Consider the following 18319-nt stretch of genomic DNA (forward strand, 5'->3'; position numbering starts at 1 on the left):
ATGGCTAAAGATACATTTTTAAACCCAAAAACCACACTAAACCTGCAAGGCAGGCTTGTAGATATCAGCAAGCCCACAGTGATGGGAATCCTCAACCTTACACCGGATTCATTTTATAATAACAGCAGAGTCGACAATGTTGATGATGCCTTAAGACGAACGGAAACATTTCTAAATGAGGGCGCTAAGTTTATCGATATTGGCGCTTATTCTTCACGCCCTGGTGCTGCGGAAGTAAGCGAGGAAGAGGAACTGAGTAGAATGGTGCCTATTGTAGAAATCATCAGTAAAAAATTTCCTGAAGCATGGCTTTCTATTGATACTTTCCGGGCGAGAGTGGCAAAGGAAAGTGTGGAGGCCGGAGCACATCTGATCAACGATATTTCCGGTGGAGAACTGGATGAGGCGATGTTCCAGACCGCAGCGGATTTACAGGTTCCATATATTTTGATGCACATGCGGGGAACACCGCAAAATATGCAACAGCAAACCGGTTATTCTAACATCGGACTAGACCTGATTGATTACTTTTCCGAAAAAATAGCGACGCTAAAAAAACTAGGTGTAAAAGATATCATCCTCGATCCGGGCTTTGGTTTTGCCAAAACAACCGACGAAAATTACCAATTGCTGAACCAGCTGCAAGACCTGGATATTTTCGAATTACCATTATTGGTAGGATTCTCCAGAAAATCGATGATCTATAACTTTTTAGGGAATGATCCACAGCAAGCCTTAAACGGAACCACAATTCTGAATACCATTGCCCTGATGAAAGGCGCAGGAATCCTGAGGGTGCATGATGTGAAAGCCGCAGCGGAGTGTATTGCCCTTGTGGAAAAGACCAGGTCGCATTAATATCAAAAAATAGCTAACTTGGGCATAATGAAAGGATTTGATTTCGATTTTCTAAGAGTATCATTAACGGATGTGGTGGACATTATATTTGTCGCGCTCCTTATTTATTATATCTATAACCTGATTAAAAACACGCTGGCGGTCAATTTACTGCTGGGAATGCTGATCATTCTGATCATCTGGTTTGCGGTAGAGCAGCTCAACATGAGGTTACTTTCTACCATTATCAACAAATTTATGAGTGTGGGGATTATCGCCTTGATTGTGATTTTCCAGCCGGAAATCCGGCGATTCCTACTTTTAATTGGGAAAAACACCTTTTTACAGCAAAATAAAGCCTGGTGGGGTTATCTATTCGGTAGTAAAAACATCGAAAGAGACAATTTAGTGCGTATTAAGCCCATCATTGATGCTTGTAAAAGCATGAAAAAATCAAGGACAGGTGCTTTAATCGTGTTTGTAAAGTTTTATGACGACCAGCTTTTTGCCAATAGCTGTGAGATCATTGATTCAAAAATCTCCAAAAGATTACTGGAAAGTATCTTTCAGAAATATAGTCCGCTGCACGATGGCGCGGTAGTCATTGCCGAAAATAAGATCAAAAGTGCCAGTTGTATTTTGCCTTTAACAGACAATGACAAGCTACCTCCGCAATTTGGTTTACGCCACAGAGCTGGGATCGGTGTTTCCGAAACAACAGATGCCGTTGCGGTAATCATTTCAGAAGAAACCGGCGAAATCGCTTATGCGAAACAAGGGAGAGTTCGGATGAATGTCTCTTTCGGAGAGCTGGAAAAGCTACTTAACAAGGATTTTTAAATCTCAGGCAACAGAAATATTGCCGCAAAAAGAACAGGGGCTGGTTTCATAGAAACCAGCCCCTGTTTTATAATATCATATTTTGTACCGACTAGCAATATTGGTCAAAAGCACCGATTAAGCTATCAGCGATCATTTGTGCTGGTTTGCCTTCAATCTGGTGACGTTCGATCATGTGAACCAATTTACCATCTTTGAATAAAGCCATTGCTGGTGAAGATGGAGGGAAAGGCATCATATAACCTCTAGCTCTGTCTACTGCTTCTTTTTCCATACCTGCAAAAACAGTAATCAATCTATCAGGATGTTTTTCATTAGCTGCTGCTAATCTTGCTGCCGGACGAGCATTTGCTGCTGCACAACCACAAACAGAGTTTACCACGACAAACACGGTACCTTCAGCAGTAATTGCATTGTCTACATCTTCTGCAGTTTTCATTTCTGCAAAACCTACTTTAGTAAGTTCAGCACGCATTGGTTCTACTAAATATTCAGGATACATATTTTCTTTCTTTAATTCGTTAATCCATACAAATGTACAGCAACGGTCATTAGCATCAAAGAAATACCCCGGTATTGCCTCTGATTTGACCTTTCAATTACTTTGATTTTATCGGTTTTATGGCGCTCAGCCTCATTCCGGAGGTTTTCAGAAAATAAAAACTGAATTTTAATCCACACAGAATTAGGGGCTTAATTCAAAATCTAAAAAAAACTTACGGTTGTACTTTTATAATCGGAGAAAAACCCCTAATATTGCATTCCCAAAACGAACGAAACTTAATGTTGTTTTAAAGCTTCAAAAAGCCGTTTATTTTGGTAGCCAGTACTCCTTCTTAGCTCAGCTGGTTAGAGCATCTGACTGTTAATCAGAGGGTCGCTGGTTCGAGCCCAGCAGAGGGAGCCAAAGTAGAAAGCCTTTCAGTGAAAACTGAGAGGCTTTTTTGGTTTTAAACTAAAACCAAAAATCTGCGCCTGCGGAAATTTTGGCAGGCAAGTTTATAGAATCTTATATTCAAGATAACTTCATATTAGTGTATAATCAGCTTTTGATTTTATCATTAAAGCGTCGGAACGTATATCTATTCCTATATTCATGGAGAAAAGAGCTCATGTTGCAGAACAGATGAAGCGTCTTAAAAAATCAATAAATATGAAAAAATCAATATTCATTTTTGCAATTACTTTAACACTTGGCTGTGCAAGTAAGCCTGATTTAAAAGACGTAACTAAGATTCATGAAAAACTAATTGTTTTTGAAGAAGGTGAAGGAACTTATTCAGAAGGCAACATTACGCTAATAGATGGCGAAAGATGTGTTATTGAAAAAAAAATAATCTATGATAATGAAGGCAAATGTTTGTATTTATACACAGCAGGGTCTGAGGGGTTAATACCGCATTCAAGAAACTATTTTAGAGGTTATTTGCCTATTGAAGGAGCAGCACTTAATTATACGATTAAGATTGATAAAAAAAACAATTGGATTTTGGACAACGTTGATACCATACGAGTTTTCAAAGTTTTGGAAAATGAAATCATAACTGATACTGATAAAAAAACCGGCAGGTTTCGCGTGTATAAATATTAGGTGGATTTATGTCAGCCCAGGAAAAGAAACTCTTTTTGATTATGAAAACTACAATTCTAAAAAGTAGTGTTTTGATTATTTTGCTGCTTTCTTGCAATAAAACAATCATTACTTCTAAAAAAAATGAATTGATCACTAGAAAGGAGCAAGAGACTAGCAAACGTGCGATTGTAACCGATTCAAATGATCCAAATTTTATTTATGATTTAATAGCAACTCAAAAAGTTGCAAAAGGGGATACTATTTTATTCAGAGCATGGGAAGCACCGGAAAAAAAACCGGTGACCATTTATAATGAAAAAATAAAATTTAAAGTGTTTAATGATACGGTTTCCAGGTTCTATAAAACAGGAGAGCTGAGATTTTCAAAGGATAACATTACAGTTTTAAATACTTTAAGCAAAAAGTCCTTTAAGATATCCGCAATAGCTATTCTTGACAATGATGTTAGAGATGCTTATGATCTGAATCAAGCAAATTCATATTTAACCATAAAAAAAACATCAAAAACAGCAGGTGTATTTGATTTTGGCAGTCCGATGTATGGAACGTACTTAATGGCTTTTAAAGTAAAAAGTGATGCGGTACATATTACAAAAATATCAAATGTAAAATATTCCGCTGGAGTAGATTATGAATATCAATTAGATACACTCATTGTTTTACAAAACAATAGCCGTATTTATCCAGATTCATTACGTTCTATAGTGTGTAAAGAGAAAAATCGCATCCCTCCTATTAAAAGATAATAAAGCGTTAGCTGAATATGGTAGCTGATGTGAATTAAGGTTTAAATGGAGGTTTTTTTGTCACATAGATTTTCTCGAACAACTCTTTATTGATGTCTTTATCATGCGAAAACAACAGTTTAACCTGATAGTCTGGATTTTTGATTTCGAGGTAATCGGCAAATTTAACCTCATCATAGTCTACAATCTGATCCTTCCCAATCAGCTTCATGACATCAACTTTTCTGGAAAAAGGTTTTATCCCGTTTTGGAACGAGACCTTTACCTGGTTAAAATCCTCGATATAATAACCTTCTAAAATATTGACCTTTTGATTTTCGGCGCCACCATTATTCAGTGTAAACTGGAGAAAAATATGGTTCGTATTGTTTTCATAAATCACCTGCGGATGCGCATCATCCCACATCAATGTGCGCTCGAAAGATTGATTCAGGCTTGATTTCACAAAATCGGTTTCATTGGACTTCCCCAACACCAAGCCATCAAGGTTCCAGTTTTGATCTATTACCAGCGTCGGTTTTTCTTTTACATCAGCTACTTTTCTGGTGTTTTTCATCAATTCTTTACTGTAAACCTCTTTATCACAACCTCCAAAATCAATGGAACCATTCATTAAATCCCAGTAGCATGTTTTTGACAGGTTTGTATTGTTTAAAACAATCAGGCGGTCATAATCAGGTGCAAAAAAGATATACTGATGTTCCTTTTTTAAATTCCAATATAGTCCATTATCGGTGTTGGGGTTTTTAGTGCCTTTGCCATATTTACTTTCAATTTTCTTTAAAAGCTCTTTTTGCAGATTTTTATCTTCCATGACCACCCTAAAACCGTAGATCACCTGATCTGCCTTATATTTAGTCAGCACTGAATCTAGTTTTTCCTTATTTTCAAAAGATTCAACGTTGATATGCCCACCTCCAGCTTTGGTAATACTGTCTGTTTTAAGCGCTTCGGCATTGACCTGAAATAATACTTTCTGATCTTTTAAGTCTATGCCATCGAAACTAAATTTCGATCCATTTTCTACCTCAATAAATAAGGAAAAAGGATATTCCACAGTTTCTACACCGATTACATGCTTATCCTTGAAATCTATGAGGTTTGTAATTGGCTCTTCAAGAGTCAATTTAGTAAGATCTGTTTTAACCTGAGCCTTGCAGGAAAATAAAAACACTGTAAATAAAAGGAAAAGATACCGGGGGATCATCATATATATTATTTGTAAGCGTACTTGTAAATATAGAAAATATATATTCCTACCCCATTCTAATCACAGTCAGACGCCCTTGTAAAATACAAGCTACAGTTGTTCTGAGCTGAAGTAAATAACACTAGTTTAGTCCCCTTATCTATTTTAATAAAAAAAACAAAAAATATCATCAATACCGAACTACCTTAACCTATCAAACAGAACCACAATGCTTTTATGAAAAAACTATTTCCTAATACCATTTTACAATCTATTGGATTAATTATCATGGGAATGCTCTCTAGCACTCCTTTTTTCTTTTTACTAGAAAACAAGAATATTAATTTTACTTCCGATATCAAAAACACGATTCTTTTCATCATTCTTTGTTCAATAATCATCGGGCTAGCCTATTTTATAAACAGCAGAAGAAAAATAGCACTTGATTTAAATTTTAAAATCAGTAATCTGGTTCCGTTACCACTCCTGATGGCCTGCGTCTTTTTTTACGACATCGGATTCAGTTTCCCTTTATCTGAAACCCTATCCAATAATTTTCGGGCCATTCCGATATTGATTACTAAAAACCCGGTATTGATTAACCCTTTCGACCGGATGCCCGTTTTGCTTGGTTCCTTGATTTTAGCGCCGTTATTTGAAGAGATCATATTCCGCGGGATCATCTTAAGAGGATTCCTGGTTAATTATTCACCAAAATTCGCCATTATTGTTTCCGCAGTTTTATTTGGGCTCGTTCATGGGAAGCCGATACAAATTATTATCGCTTTACTCACCGGGCTGTTTTTAGGTTGGATTTACTACAAAACGAAAAGTTTGGGCACCGTAATGGCAATGCATTTTATGGCCAATTTCTCCAGCCAGCTTGCACTGTTTATAAACTATAAATACGGAAGCATTACCAATACCGGAGCTCAGCTATATGGCAGTTTTACCTATCCTGTCATCATCACATCTCTGATCTTATTTGGGCTATCTCTTTATTACGTAAATAAAAACACAAAACTGATCCCAGAAAACCCCGAACCCTTAATACTTCATGACCGCTCATTACCTGATACACCCCCTCCTCTAAATCAATAAAAAGCCGCCCGGATAGTGTAACTTATACAACATAACTAACTGATAATAAATTAATTTGGATAGAATAAATTCAAGAAGAATGTAATATTTTTGGTTTATACCTACAACCAGACTATGAACATTAAGAAAGTGTTAATTGCCAATCGCGGTGAAATCGCTATTCGTATTGAACGGGCTTGCAGTGAGCTAAACATCCAGACAGTGGCTGTTTACACCTACGAAGACAGGTACTCCCTACACAGGTACAAAGCTGATGAAGCTTATCAGATTGGCTCAGACCATGAACCCTTAAAACCTTACCTCGACATCAAAGGAATCATTGCCATGGCAAAATATTGCGAGGCAGATGCCATACACCCGGGATATGGTTTTTTATCGGAAAACGAGGAATTTGCTGCGCAGTGTGCAGCGAACGGCATCATATTTATCGGTCCCAGACCTGATGTCATGGCAGCATTGGGAGATAAAGTTACTGCAAAAAAGGTGGCTAAATCTGCAGGCTTGCCCATCATTGAAAGCAGTGAAGTAGATCTGGACACTATTGAACTGGCTTTATCCGAGGCCAACCAGATTGGATATCCGCTAATGATCAAAGCTGCTTTTGGCGGCGGCGGACGTGGAATGCGGATTGCACACAACGAGGAACAGCTCAGAAAGAGTTTCTTTGAAGCGCGTAGTGAAGCGAAGAATGCTTTTGGTGATGACACTGTATTTCTTGAAAAGTTTATCAATCGGCCAAGACATATAGAGGTCCAGATTGTTGCCGATAACTATGCAGAGGTGGTACACCTCTATGAACGCGACTGTTCTGTGCAGCGTCGTTTTCAAAAAGTCGTTGAAGTTGCACCCTCCTTAAATTTAAGCCAGCAAACCAAAGATCAGCTTTACCTCTATGCGACCTCCATTGCAAAAGCTGTAAAGTATAACAATGTAGGAACAGTGGAATTCTTAATTGATGAACAGGAAGCCATTTATTTCATTGAGGTAAACCCCCGGATTCAGGTAGAACATACCGTTACAGAGATGATAACAGGCATTGACCTGATCAAAACACAGTTGTTTATAGCAGACGGTTACCACCTGTCTGACCCGGAATTGGGTATTAAAAGTCAGGAATCTATCTCTTGTAACGGATTTGCAATGCAATGCCGCATTACGACAGAAGACCCTGCTGATAATTTCAAACCCGATTACGGAACCCTGATTACCTATAGAAATGCAACCGGATTTGGCATCAGGCTAGACGAAGGGAGCACTTATCCAGGGATGAAAATCAGTCCGTTTTTTGATTCCATGCTGGTCAAAGTCAGCACCAGTGGCCGTAGCCTGGAAGATGCAGCAAGGAAAATGCACAGAGCCTTAAGAGAATTCAGGATTCGCGGAGTAAAAAACAATGTTGAGTTTCTGGAAAGTCTGATCAGCCACCCCATCTTTATACAGGGAAAGGCCACAGTAAATTTTATACAGGAGCACCCTGAACTTTTTGAAAGTAAAAAGGGTCTGGATCGCGGAACGCGTATTTTGACCTATCTGGGAGAGGTTTCAGTAAATGGCAACCCAGACGTACTTGCCGTTGACGATAATAAACGACTGGAAAAACCAGTCGTACCAAAAGTCGATGTGCAATCGTACCCAAAGGGCAGCAAAGATCTGTTAACAGCACTCGGACCTGAAGAATTCTCTAAATGGCTTAAAGCGGAAAAGAAAATACATTATACAGACACGACATTCAGAGATGCGCATCAGTCTTTGCTAGCCACCAGAATGCGTACTTATGATATGCTAAAAGTGGCAGAAGGCTTTGCTAAGCATCACCCCCAAACCTTTAGCATGGAGGCCTGGGGCGGAGCAACCTTTGATGTTTGCCTGCGCTTTTTACATGAAGATCCATGGCGTAGACTGGAAAAATTACGTGCTGCAATGCCCAATATATTAATTCAAATGCTCATCCGTGGTTGCAATGGCGTTGGTTATGCAGCATACCCCGATAACCTGATTGAATCTTTTGTGGAGAAGAGCTGGGAAAAAGGAGTAGATATTTTCAGAATCTTTGATTCCTTAAACTGGATGGAGAACATTGCCCCCTGCATTGAAATGGTACGCAAAAAAACCAATGGCCTTGCAGAAGGTGCACTTTGTTATACCGGTGATATTCTTGATCCTAAACGCAATAAATATAATCTGGAATATTATTTAAAACTGGCCAAAGATCTCGAAAATGCAGGAAGTCACATTCTGGGGGTCAAAGACATGTCGGGCTTACTGAAACCATATGCTGCCAAAATTTTAATTGAAGCACTTAAGGATACCGTGAAAATACCAATTCACTTACATACCCACGACACCTCTTCCCTGCAACCCGCAACCTACCTGATGGCCATTGAAGCAGGTGTTGATGTTATCGACTGCTCCCTCGGGGCATTATCCGGCAGTACTGCACAGCCCAACTTCAATTCCATTGTAGAAATGATGCGCTTTCATGAACGGGAAAACCCTTATGATATCAAATCATTAAATGCCTATTCAAACTATTGGGAAACGGTAAGAGAGCACTATTATCCATTTGAATCCGGATTAAAAGCTAGCTCAGCTGAAGTTTATGAGCATGAAATACCAGGGGGCCAATATTCAAACCTAAAACCTCAGACTATTGCACTGGGTTTAGGTGATAAATTTGAACTCATCAAACAACGTTATGCGGAGGTGAACACCCTATTTGGTGATATTGTGAAGGTCACACCAAGCTCTAAAGTAGTTGGCGACATGGCCCAGTTTATGGTGGCCAACGACATTAGTCCTGAAGATGTGTTTACCAGAGGAGAGCAACTTGCTTTCCCGGAATCGGTCGTTTCCTTTTTTATGGGTGAAATCGGTCAGCCAACAGGAGGTTTTCCTCAAGCCTTACAAAAGATCCTGCTGAAAGGAAAAACGCCATTTACCGACCGGCCGAATAAACACCTGGAGGCCCTGAATTTAGAAGCCGAATTCGAAACATTTAAGCAGGATTTCGGTAGTGATTTAAACTATACCATGTACCTGGCCTACAAGTTTTACCCTAAAGTAACGGCAGAGGCAATCAGGATTTTCAGGTTATATGGCGATGTTTCTGTAATTCCAACACCCTATTTCTTTTATGGTATGAAGCCTGGAGAGGAAACCACACTTGAGATTGCCAAAGGAAAAACCTTACTGATTCGTTTGCTATCCATTGGCCCGGCGGATGATACAGGCATGCGTACCGTGTTCTTTAAACTGAATGGGCAAACGCGCAATATTGAAATTCTGGATAAATCTATCCAGGTCACCAGAAAGGAAAATCGTAAAATAGACAAGATGAATCCTGCACAGATCGGCTCTCCATTACAGGGATTACTATCGAAGGTATTCGTAAAAGAAGGTGATCAGGTGAAGAAAAACCAGGCCCTGTTTATGATTGAGGCGATGAAAATGGAATCGAATATTACGGCCATAGCAGATGGCGTGGTGAGGACCGTTGTTTTAACCGAAGGCACGATTGTCAATACGGATGACCTGGTCCTTGAACTTTAAAAAACCGAACAAATGACGCCTTAAAAAATGAATATACGTTGGACTCCGGTAGTGGTCGGGTTGTAGTCGGGAAGAGTGGCATATTGCAAAGGGGTATCGTACAATGCCCTCATATCTTGCTCATAGTTTGCTGTACCTATAAGTAACTGAACCCTTTCCTGGACTTACAGCAACCCTATCCAGAAAAAACACTCTTTCCGACCAATACAGGAACACAATCAGCGTATTTATTGCCATCCAAAGGTTATATTACAGTCCAGCGAATTCTTTAAAGTTCCAGCTTTTGAATTTGGCCAAACTATTGTGTAATTTTGTCGCATAATTAGCCTGTTTACAAAAAGGACCGCTGTAAAACTTCAGCCTACCTATAAAGAACAAGGTAACTAGTTTGCATTTAATCACTTAAATATAGAAATATGTCATCAGTAGAGACAACTTATGTCCCGTATAAAGTAAAGGACATTTCACTGGCGGAATGGGGTCGTAAAGAAATTGGACTAGCAGAAGCAGAAATGCCTGGTCTAATGTCATTGCGCGAAGAATTCGGTCCTTCAAAACCATTAAAAGGTGCACGCATCGCAGGATGTTTACACATGACGATCCAGACTGCGGTTTTGATCGAAACTTTAGTAGAACTTGGTGCAGAAGTAACCTGGTCATCATGTAATATCTTCTCTACACAAGATCATGCTGCTGCTGCAATTGCTGCTGCTGGTATTCAGGTTTACGCCTGGAAAGGTCTTAACGAACCAGATTTCGATTGGTGTATTGAGCAAACTTTACATTTCGGTCCGGAACGTCAGCCATTAAACATGATCTTAGACGATGGTGGTGATTTAACCAACATGGTTTTCGATAGATTCCCTGAGCTGATTGCGGATATCAAAGGTCTTTCTGAAGAAACGACTACTGGTGTTCACCGTTTATATGAGCGCATGAAAAATGGTACTTTACATTTACCTGCGATCAATGTTAACGATTCAGTAACTAAATCTAAATTCGACAATAAATACGGTTGCCGTGAGTCATTGGTTGATGCGATCCGTCGTGCAACTGACGTCATGATGGCTGGTAAAGTTGCTGTTGTTGCAGGTTACGGTGATGTGGGTAAAGGTTCTGCGGAATCATTAAGCTCACAGGGTGTACGTGTGATTGTTTCTGAAATTGATCCAATCTGTGCATTACAAGCTGCAATGGAAGGTTATGAAGTGAAGAAATTTGCTACTGCTGTTAAAGAAGCTGACATTATCGTTACTACAACTGGTAACTGTGATATCGTTCGTGCAGAACATTTCAGATTAATGAAAGATAAAGCAATCGTTTGTAACATTGGTCACTTTGACAATGAGATCGACGTAGCCTGGTTAAATACTAACTATGGTGATACTAAAATTGAGATCAAACCACAGGTTGATAAATATACCATTGACGGTAAAGATATCATCTTATTGGCTGAAGGACGTTTGGTAAACTTAGGTTGTGCTACTGGCCACCCAAGTTTCGTAATGTCTAACTCATTCACTAACCAGACTTTAGCTCAATTAGAATTGTGGACTAACACTGCAAACTATGAGAACAAAGTTTATGTGCTTCCTAAATATCTTGATGAGAAAGTAGCACGTTTACACTTAGCTAAAATCGGTGTAGAATTAGACGTTCTAGATCAGCACCAGGCAGATTACATTGGTGTTCCTGTAGAAGGTCCATTCAAACCTGAGGCTTACAGATACTAAGTAAAACGGGTATTCAAAGGATGAAAATCTGATGAATCCTTAAATATAAAAGGGATGTTGTTTCAAAAAAGCAACATCCCTTTTTTTTATGACCTTAAGAACCGGCCGGCGCTTCTTTTTGCTGTAAAGTACTGGCATTACCGTCTCTGATGGCCTGGTAATGTGGCGACATGATCTCTACCCCTGCCGCATCAAAAGCCTCATGAATATTTTTATGGAGTTCCGAATAAATCACCGCCATAATATCGGGTCTGGATACATAAGCATTGAGCTGATAAGAAACGTACCAGTCGTCCAGGCTGGTTTGCAACACAAAAGGTTGTTTCTCTTTGATCACCCCTTCTGTAGCCAATGCCGCATTGATCAGCAATTCATGGATTTTAGGCCAGGGAATATCATAGCCCAAAGTAAGCGTGGTATGGATAATCAAGCCATCATCTACACATAAGCTCGTATAGTTTACCGTATTCCCATTCAGAATCGCACTGTTGGGAATCGTAATGATTTCATTTTTAATCGTCTTTAACCTGGTCACCAATAAAGATTTCTCCAGAACCGCACCGGTAATGTCACCGATTTTTACGACATCGCCAACCCGGAAAGGCCGCATATAGGTAATCACCATCCCGGCTACCCCATTGCTGATTGCGGAAGAAGATCCAAAAGAGATCAGTACCCCTAAAAACACCGATACCCCCTTAAAAATCTCCGAATTCGAGCCCGGAATAAAAGGCCAGATCACCACCACCATAAACGCACTCAACACAATCTTGATGATATTATAGGTCGGTTTTGCCCAGTCCGGATAAAAGCCATTGATCTTCAGTTTTTCCGATTCAATCTCTTCTGCTAAGAATTTAATCAGCTTTTTGATATAATGAAAAACGAAGAAAATCATCAGAATCGCAATCAGATTGGGGATGAAATCAATCACCGCAGAAACCATGTTTCTGAGTGGATTGAGCACAAAATTCATCAAATGATCGCCCAATGGTTTTGTCCATGGGAAAAGGCGGAATACCAATGGCAAGGTCAGATAGACCAGCAAAAACATCAGTACAAATTTCACCAGATGCAGTACCTTATTGATCAGTGCAAGTTCATTTTTCTTGTTGATCAGCTCATAATCTTTGATCCTCAGCTGACTCAGCTTCTTATGGAGTCTTTTACTGATCCAGCCACGAAAGCGGTTGAAAAACTTGTTCAGGTAAAAAAGACAGGCGCCAAGCACCGATAAGATCAGAATCCCTAATCCGGCACGCTTCAACAGCTCTACCACATTGGTTTCCTTTTTATACTGCAATACATTATCTACGATGATCTGGCGGTAGGTTTTAGCCAGCACCTCCTTATCCATATTTACAGAATCGGCATCCAGGCTAGACAAGCTCATCAAGATATCGCCTTTATAATCGATATCCATCACCAGCGAATCTTTGACCACCTTCACCGAATCGGCCACAAACAACAGATCGTCGGCCAGTTTACTCACTTTTTCGGAAGTTCTTTCGGCACGTTCTTTTGCCGACAGCGAGCCTAACCTATTCTGAATAAAAAACAACGTGTCCAGGTGTGCTACCACAGGGAAACCCTTCGGCCCCGACTTTACTTCCTGTGCCTGTACCAGGCTTTGTAAACTCAACAGGCATAGAAATGTAAAAAGAAACTTCATGGAAAATGGCTTAAGAAATTAGGAGCATTGCTTAGAGCAAAATAAGGAAATAATCTGCTATTTTTACCTCATGGCAAATTTATCTGTAAACATCAATAAAATTGCGACTTTAAGAAACAGTCGCGGGGGAAATAATCCGGATTTAGTAAAGGTAGCGTTAGATTGTGAGCGCTTTGGAGCAGAGGGCATCACGGTACACCCGCGTCCGGACGAAAGACACATCCGTTACCAGGACGTCTTCGACTTAAAAGCAGTGATTGCTACAGAATTTAACATTGAAGGCAACTGTAAAGAGCAGAAATTTGTAGACCTGGTATTGGCCAATAAACCTGCACAGGTTACTTTAGTCCCTGATATTGAAGGACAAATTACCTCAAACCATGGCTGGGATACCATCAAACATAAAGACTACCTGAAAGAAATGGTGCAGTTGTTTCAAACGGCAGGCATCCGCGTTTCTATCTTCGTAGATCCGGTAGAAGAAATGGTAAAAGCGGCTGCCGAAAGTGGTACAGACCGTATTGAATTGTACACGGAAGACTATGCCCGTCATTTTCATCAGAACCGCGAGGAGGCCATTAAACCTTATATCGCCGCTGCGAAAACCGCAAATACATTAGGCTTAGGCATCAATGCCGGTCATGATCTGGACTTACAAAATCTGAAATATTTTGCGGCTAATATCCCGGGATTACTGGAAGTTAGTATCGGCCATGCCTTAATCAGCGATGCCCTATACCTTGGATTAGAAAACACCATACAAATGTACCTTCGTCAATTACAAAACTAAATAAAAGGGCTTATGATCCATTCATAGGCCCTGAAAAACAAGCCCTCTTATGAAAAACCTGAACCTCTTAACCATTTCCGCATTATTTCTTTTGTTGATTACGGGCTGTAAAGGCGCCGCAGAAAATCTGGATGAAAGCACCGCAACCGATGTGATCGCGGCCTACCTAAAAACCAATCCGGTTTATGAAACGGCAAAAATGGAAGTTGGAGAAATCAGGTTTAAGAGTAAGCAAGACAAGTTAGAACTGACAAAATACAAGAGCCTGGAGGAAAAGGGTTTAGTAGCGCTCGAACTCCAGGGTCAGAAAAAGAAATTCCTGTCGAAAGACAGCGTATTTACCTATAAAATTGCTTTAACGGACAAAAGTAAACCCTACATTTTAAAACAGAATGTATCGCAGGCTACGCTACGTGCCCTGGATTATGTGATGGATTCCGAAAAACCGATCACCATGATCAAGGGTGATTCCAAGGTTGCGCGTGTCACCGTATCTTTAAAAAAGGAACCTAATGATTTCGCTATCTTACTGAGAGACAAAGGGACAGCAAGTAACTACATTACTAAATCTTATAAATTAAAGTATAAAAAAGATAGCGGCTGGATACTCGTTGGAGAATAGCGATATATGATCAATTCCGCTTAGAGCTAAGTGTATTTTTTATTACCTTTGCGGAACTTTTTATATATAGATTTCATGAGCTTAAATATTCATTACAAAGAAGACTTTAAAGATCGTCACATTGCTCCTAACACAGAGGATACCAATGCCATGTTAGAAACCCTTGGTTTGGGTTCTGTTGACGAATTAATTGAACAAACGGTTCCACAATCGATCCGGTTAAAACAGCCATTAAACCTGCCAAAGGCGAAATCTGAAAAGGATTACCTAAGCAGCTTAAAGAAAACTGCTTCCTTAAACAAAGTATTTAAATCTTATATCGGTCAGGGATACTACGACACGACTACGCCAGGAGTAATCTTGCGTAACGTGATGGAAAATCCAGGATGGTATACTCAATATACGCCTTACCAGGCAGAGATTGCTCAAGGTCGTTTACAAGCCTTGTTAAATTTCCAGACTTTAGTAATTGACCTTACTGGAATGGAAATCGCAAATGCTTCGCTATTGGATGAAGGTACTGCTGCTGCTGAAGCGATGTTTATGCAGTTCAGTTTGCGTAAAAACTCAAAAGCAACGAAATTTTTCGTTTCTGAGTTGATCTTCCCACAAACTATTGACATTTTAAAAACCCGTGCCAATCCTTTTGGAATTGAATTAGTGATCGGTGATCACCAGACTGTTGCGCTTAACGAAGATTTCTTCGGTGCAATTATTCAATATCCAGCTGGTAATGGTGAAGTGTTCGATTATACTGGTTTCGCTCAGGCTGCACATGGTGTAAACGTAAAAGTTACTGTAATTGCAGACCTTTTAAGCTTAACCTTATTAACGCCTCCAGGCGAATGGGGTGCTGATGTTGTGGTAGGTACTACCCAACGTTTTGGCGTACCAATGGGCTTTGGTGGTCCACATGCTGCTTATTTCGCGACTAAAGATGAGTACAAACGCTCTATTCCGGGACGTATCATCGGTGTAACGATCGACAGCAATAACAACTATGCGTTACGTATGGCTTTGCAAACCAGGGAACAACATATCCGTAGAGATAAAGCGACTTCCAACATCTGTACTGCACAAGCATTATTAGCGATCATGGCGAGTTTCTACGCAGTTTATCACGGTCCAAAAGGATTGAAACTGATTGCAGAACGTACGCATGGATTGACGGTAACTTTAGCTGAATCATTAGAAAAAGCAGGTTATACGCAATTGAATAAATCTTACTTTGATACCATCCAGTTAGACCTTGGTCACCTTGTTGATTCTATCCACAGAGAATGTATCGACAATGAGATCAACTTAAACTACAACGGTAGCGTAGTAACCATCGCTTTAGATGAAACTACAGACCTTGAGGATGTGAAATTATTGGTGAAAATCTTTGCTAAAGTAAAAGGTATCGCTGCTGATAGCGTTGAAATGTCTGAGGAAAATCCAGCAACGGTTATTCCAACTGCTTTACAACGTACTTCTGCTTATTTAACGCATCCGTTATTTAACTCACACCATTCTGAGCATGAGATGTTACGTTACATCAAATCGCTGGAAGCAAAAGATCTTTCTCTTTGTCATTCTATGATTGCTTTAGGTTCATGTACCATGAAACTGAATGCAACTACAGAAATGATTCCGGTAACCTGGCCAGAATTCGGTAGAATCCACCCATTTGCTCCGGCAGATCAGGTTGCGGGTTACTACTCGGTATTCAATGAGCTAGACAGATGGTTAAGTGAAATCACTGGATTTGCTGCCATGAGCTTACAGCCAAACTCTGGCGCTCAAGGTGAATATGCAGGTTTAATGGTGATCAGAGCTTACCACCAGGATCGTGGTGATCATCACCGTAATGTTGCTTTAATCCCTTCTTCTGCACATGGTACAAACCCTGCTTCTGCAGCAATGGCCGGCATGAAAATCATCATCGTTAAATCTCTGGAAAACGGAAATATTGACGTTGCTGACTTAAAAGCAAAAGCTGAAGAGAACAAAGAAAACCTTTCTTGCTTAATGGTAACTTACCCATCTACACATGGTGTATTTGAGGAAAGTATCATCGACATCTGTAACATCATCCATGAAAATGGCGGACAAGTTTACATGGATGGCGCAAACATGAACGCACAGGTAGGATTAACAAGCCCGGGTAATATCGGTGCTGACGTTTGTCACCTGAACTTACATAAAACTTTCTGTATCCCTCACGGTGGTGGTGGTCCTGGTATGGGTCCAATCGGTGTAGCTAAACACCTTGTTCCTTACCTTCCTGCTCACGCTGTGGTAGATATCAACAAAGAAAAATCTATTCCTGCGGTATCTTCAGCTCCATGGGGTTCTGCTTCGATCTTAGTAATCTCTCATGCATACATCGCAATGATGGGTGGCGAAGGATTGATGAATGCAACGAAAAATGCAATTCTTAACGCAAACTACATGAAAGCGCGTTTAGAAACTCATTACCCGGTATTGTACTCTGGTGCAAACGGTCGTTGTGCACACGAAATGATCTTAGATTGCAGAGGCTTCAAAAACTTCGGTATCGAGGTGGTTGACATTGCAAAACGTTTAATGGATTACGGTTTCCACGCCCCAACAGTATCTTTCCCGGTAGCGGGTACGCTAATGGTTGAGCCTACGGAAAGTGAGCCGAAACATGAGTTAGACAGATTCTGTGATGCTTTAATCGCGATCAGAAAAGAAGTAACTGCAGTTGAAAATGGTGATTTAGATAAAACTGATAACCCATTGAAAAATGCACCACATACCGCTAAAATTGTAACGGCTGACGAGTGGAATCATGGTTACAGCAGACAAACTGCTGCTTTCCCACTTCCTTACGTTGCTGCTTTCAAATTCTGGCCTTCTGTTGGTAGAGTAAACGATTCCTTTGGTGATAGATCATTGGTATGCGCTTGTCCGCCAATTGAAAGTTACATGGAAGAAGAAACTGTTTAAAAGTTATTGGTTGGTTAAACCTTTTAATACATTTACGTCTTAGATGTATTAAAAGGTCTAAACCGACCTCTACCTAATTTATTAAACAAGGATATGAAACTAAAGTTAACCTCATTAGCACTGCTTTTAGTAGTGATGACCACCTCTGCATTTATTGCACCGGTTTTTAAAGCAGACACCTATAAAGTGGACGCTTCCAAATCTACCATCACCTGGGTAGGTAAAAAATTTACCGGTAGTCATAACGGAACCATCAATTTACAATCCGGTACTTTATCTTTCAATGGAAAGAAATTGGCTGGTGGTAATTTTGTGCTGGACATGAACAGTCTGAAAGATGCAGACAATAGTGCCAACTTAGAGAAACACCTGAAATCAGAAGATTTCTTTGGTACTGAAAAATTTCCAACTTCAACTTTTGTGGTCAAAAGCTTTACCGGAAATGGCGCAAACCTAACGGTAACAGGCGACTTAACCATTAAAGGCATTACCAAACCAATCAGTTTCCCTGCTACTATCGCATGGAATGCAGACGGTTCAGTAACTGCTACTGCCGACAAAATTATTGTAGACAGGACTAAGTATGACATCAACTTCAAATCGAAAACTATTTTTCCTGAGATTGGAAACAAAATGATTAATGATGAGTTTGAGCTCTCCGTTAAATTGGTAGCAAAAAAATAATAAGTTT

14 protein-coding genes and 1 tRNA gene are annotated in these 18319 nt (G+C 40.0%); 12 read left to right on the top strand and 3 right to left on the bottom strand.

Annotated elements, in window-relative coordinates; genetic code table 11:
• Both folP and cdaA read left to right on the top strand, forming a co-directional pair.
• Nucleotides 1–858, top strand: a complete 858-nt coding sequence (folP, locus tag R2Q66_RS03830) for a dihydropteroate synthase (RefSeq protein WP_316746678.1) — start codon at nucleotides 1–3, stop codon at nucleotides 856–858.
• Between the two features lie 27 nt (nucleotides 859–885).
• The gene (gene cdaA / locus R2Q66_RS03835; RefSeq protein ID WP_265843151.1) at nucleotides 886–1677 is read left to right on the top strand and encodes a diadenylate cyclase CdaA; all 792 of its coding nucleotides are present in this window, start codon (nucleotides 886–888) and stop codon (nucleotides 1675–1677) included.
• Between the two features lie 91 nt (nucleotides 1678–1768).
• Here the strand turns inward: cdaA and R2Q66_RS03840 are convergent, their stop codons facing one another.
• Entirely contained in the window at nucleotides 1769–2179 is a 411-nt protein-coding gene (locus R2Q66_RS03840) for a BrxA/BrxB family bacilliredoxin (RefSeq protein WP_316746679.1), read from the bottom strand.
• 328 nt (nucleotides 2180–2507) lie between these two features.
• Between R2Q66_RS03840 and R2Q66_RS03845 the strand changes: the two genes are divergently transcribed.
• The 3 genes from R2Q66_RS03845 to R2Q66_RS03855 all read left to right on the top strand — a co-directional run bounded on the left by R2Q66_RS03845 (nucleotide 2508) and on the right by R2Q66_RS03855 (nucleotide 4017).
• Nucleotides 2508–2584: transfer RNA gene (locus R2Q66_RS03845), tRNA-Asn, on the top strand.
• A gap of 189 nt (nucleotides 2585–2773) precedes the next feature.
• Nucleotides 2774–3268: a hypothetical protein gene (locus R2Q66_RS03850; protein ID WP_316746680.1), complete on the top strand. Its 495-nt coding sequence runs from the start codon at nucleotides 2774–2776 to the stop codon at nucleotides 3266–3268.
• 41 nt (nucleotides 3269–3309) lie between these two features.
• Nucleotides 3310–4017, top strand: coding sequence for a hypothetical protein (locus R2Q66_RS03855; RefSeq protein ID WP_316746681.1), 708 nt, complete (start codon nucleotides 3310–3312; stop codon nucleotides 4015–4017).
• 34 nt (nucleotides 4018–4051) lie between these two features.
• Here R2Q66_RS03855 and R2Q66_RS03860 read toward each other — a convergent pair whose 3' ends face one another.
• Entirely contained in the window at nucleotides 4052–5143 is a 1092-nt protein-coding gene (locus tag R2Q66_RS03860) for a hypothetical protein (protein ID WP_316746683.1), read from the bottom strand.
• Nucleotides 5144–5443: 300 nt separating this feature from the next.
• On the opposite strand from R2Q66_RS03860, the gene R2Q66_RS03865 reads away from it, so the two are divergent.
• The 3 genes from R2Q66_RS03865 (at nucleotide 5444) to ahcY (ending at nucleotide 11589) form a co-directional block, all read left to right on the top strand.
• Nucleotides 5444–6307, top strand: coding sequence for a type II CAAX endopeptidase family protein (locus tag R2Q66_RS03865; protein WP_316746684.1), 864 nt, complete (start codon nucleotides 5444–5446; stop codon nucleotides 6305–6307).
• A gap of 114 nt (nucleotides 6308–6421) precedes the next feature.
• On the top strand, nucleotides 6422–9856 hold the full coding sequence (locus R2Q66_RS03870; RefSeq protein WP_316746685.1) for a pyruvate carboxylase: 3435 nt from the start codon (nucleotides 6422–6424) through the stop codon (nucleotides 9854–9856).
• A gap of 416 nt (nucleotides 9857–10272) precedes the next feature.
• A complete protein-coding gene (gene ahcY, locus R2Q66_RS03875) occupies nucleotides 10273–11589 on the top strand; it encodes an adenosylhomocysteinase (RefSeq protein ID WP_316746686.1) in 1317 nt (438 codons plus the stop codon).
• Nucleotides 11590–11683: 94 nt separating this feature from the next.
• Here the strand turns inward: ahcY and R2Q66_RS03880 are convergent, their stop codons facing one another.
• The gene (locus R2Q66_RS03880) at nucleotides 11684–13261 is read right to left on the bottom strand and encodes a mechanosensitive ion channel family protein (protein ID WP_316746687.1); all 1578 of its coding nucleotides are present in this window, start codon (nucleotides 13259–13261) and stop codon (nucleotides 11684–11686) included.
• Nucleotides 13262–13331: 70 nt separating this feature from the next.
• Here R2Q66_RS03880 and R2Q66_RS03885 point away from each other — a divergent pair, with 70 nt between their 5' ends.
• The 4 genes from R2Q66_RS03885 to R2Q66_RS03900 all read left to right on the top strand — a co-directional run bounded on the left by R2Q66_RS03885 (nucleotide 13332) and on the right by R2Q66_RS03900 (nucleotide 18312).
• Nucleotides 13332–14051, top strand: a complete 720-nt coding sequence (locus R2Q66_RS03885) for a pyridoxine 5'-phosphate synthase (protein ID WP_316746688.1) — start codon at nucleotides 13332–13334, stop codon at nucleotides 14049–14051.
• Between the two features lie 49 nt (nucleotides 14052–14100).
• Nucleotides 14101–14673: a hypothetical protein gene (locus R2Q66_RS03890; RefSeq protein WP_316746689.1), complete on the top strand. Its 573-nt coding sequence runs from the start codon at nucleotides 14101–14103 to the stop codon at nucleotides 14671–14673.
• A 75-nt stretch (nucleotides 14674–14748) separates the two neighbouring features.
• Nucleotides 14749–17628 carry an aminomethyl-transferring glycine dehydrogenase gene (gcvP, locus tag R2Q66_RS03895; RefSeq protein WP_316746691.1) on the top strand — a complete coding sequence of 960 codons (2880 nt, stop codon included), beginning with the start codon at nucleotides 14749–14751 and terminating at the stop codon, nucleotides 17626–17628.
• Nucleotides 17629–17721: 93 nt separating this feature from the next.
• Nucleotides 17722–18312, top strand: coding sequence for a YceI family protein (locus R2Q66_RS03900; protein ID WP_316746692.1), 591 nt, complete (start codon nucleotides 17722–17724; stop codon nucleotides 18310–18312).
• Nucleotides 18313–18319: the final 7 nt, after the last annotated feature.

The organism is Pedobacter gandavensis (genome assembly GCF_032677645.1).
Classification (GTDB): Bacteria; Bacteroidota; Bacteroidia; order Sphingobacteriales; family Sphingobacteriaceae; genus Pedobacter; species Pedobacter gandavensis_A.

What these genes read in the sequence shown, in the direction of transcription:
- folP (WP_316746678.1), top strand. Translation starts at nt 1, where the DNA reads ATGGCTAAAGATACATTTTTAAACCCAAAAACCACACTAAACCTGCAA.
- cdaA (WP_265843151.1), top strand. Translation starts at nt 886, where the DNA reads ATGAAAGGATTTGATTTCGATTTTCTAAGAGTATCATTAACGGATGTG.
- R2Q66_RS03840 (WP_316746679.1), bottom strand. Translation starts at nt 2,179, where the DNA reads ATGTATCCTGAATATTTAGTAGAACCAATGCGTGCTGAACTTACTAAA.
- R2Q66_RS03850 (WP_316746680.1), top strand. Translation starts at nt 2,774, where the DNA reads ATGGAGAAAAGAGCTCATGTTGCAGAACAGATGAAGCGTCTTAAAAAA.
- R2Q66_RS03855 (WP_316746681.1), top strand. Translation starts at nt 3,310, where the DNA reads ATGAAAACTACAATTCTAAAAAGTAGTGTTTTGATTATTTTGCTGCTT.
- R2Q66_RS03865 (WP_316746684.1), top strand. Translation starts at nt 5,444, where the DNA reads ATGAAAAAACTATTTCCTAATACCATTTTACAATCTATTGGATTAATT.
- R2Q66_RS03870 (WP_316746685.1), top strand. Translation starts at nt 6,422, where the DNA reads ATGAACATTAAGAAAGTGTTAATTGCCAATCGCGGTGAAATCGCTATT.
- ahcY (WP_316746686.1), top strand. Translation starts at nt 10,273, where the DNA reads ATGTCATCAGTAGAGACAACTTATGTCCCGTATAAAGTAAAGGACATT.
- R2Q66_RS03880 (WP_316746687.1), bottom strand. Translation starts at nt 13,261, where the DNA reads ATGAAGTTTCTTTTTACATTTCTATGCCTGTTGAGTTTACAAAGCCTG.
- R2Q66_RS03885 (WP_316746688.1), top strand. Translation starts at nt 13,332, where the DNA reads ATGGCAAATTTATCTGTAAACATCAATAAAATTGCGACTTTAAGAAAC.
- R2Q66_RS03890 (WP_316746689.1), top strand. Translation starts at nt 14,101, where the DNA reads ATGAAAAACCTGAACCTCTTAACCATTTCCGCATTATTTCTTTTGTTG.
- gcvP (WP_316746691.1), top strand. Translation starts at nt 14,749, where the DNA reads ATGAGCTTAAATATTCATTACAAAGAAGACTTTAAAGATCGTCACATT.
- R2Q66_RS03900 (WP_316746692.1), top strand. Translation starts at nt 17,722, where the DNA reads ATGAAACTAAAGTTAACCTCATTAGCACTGCTTTTAGTAGTGATGACC.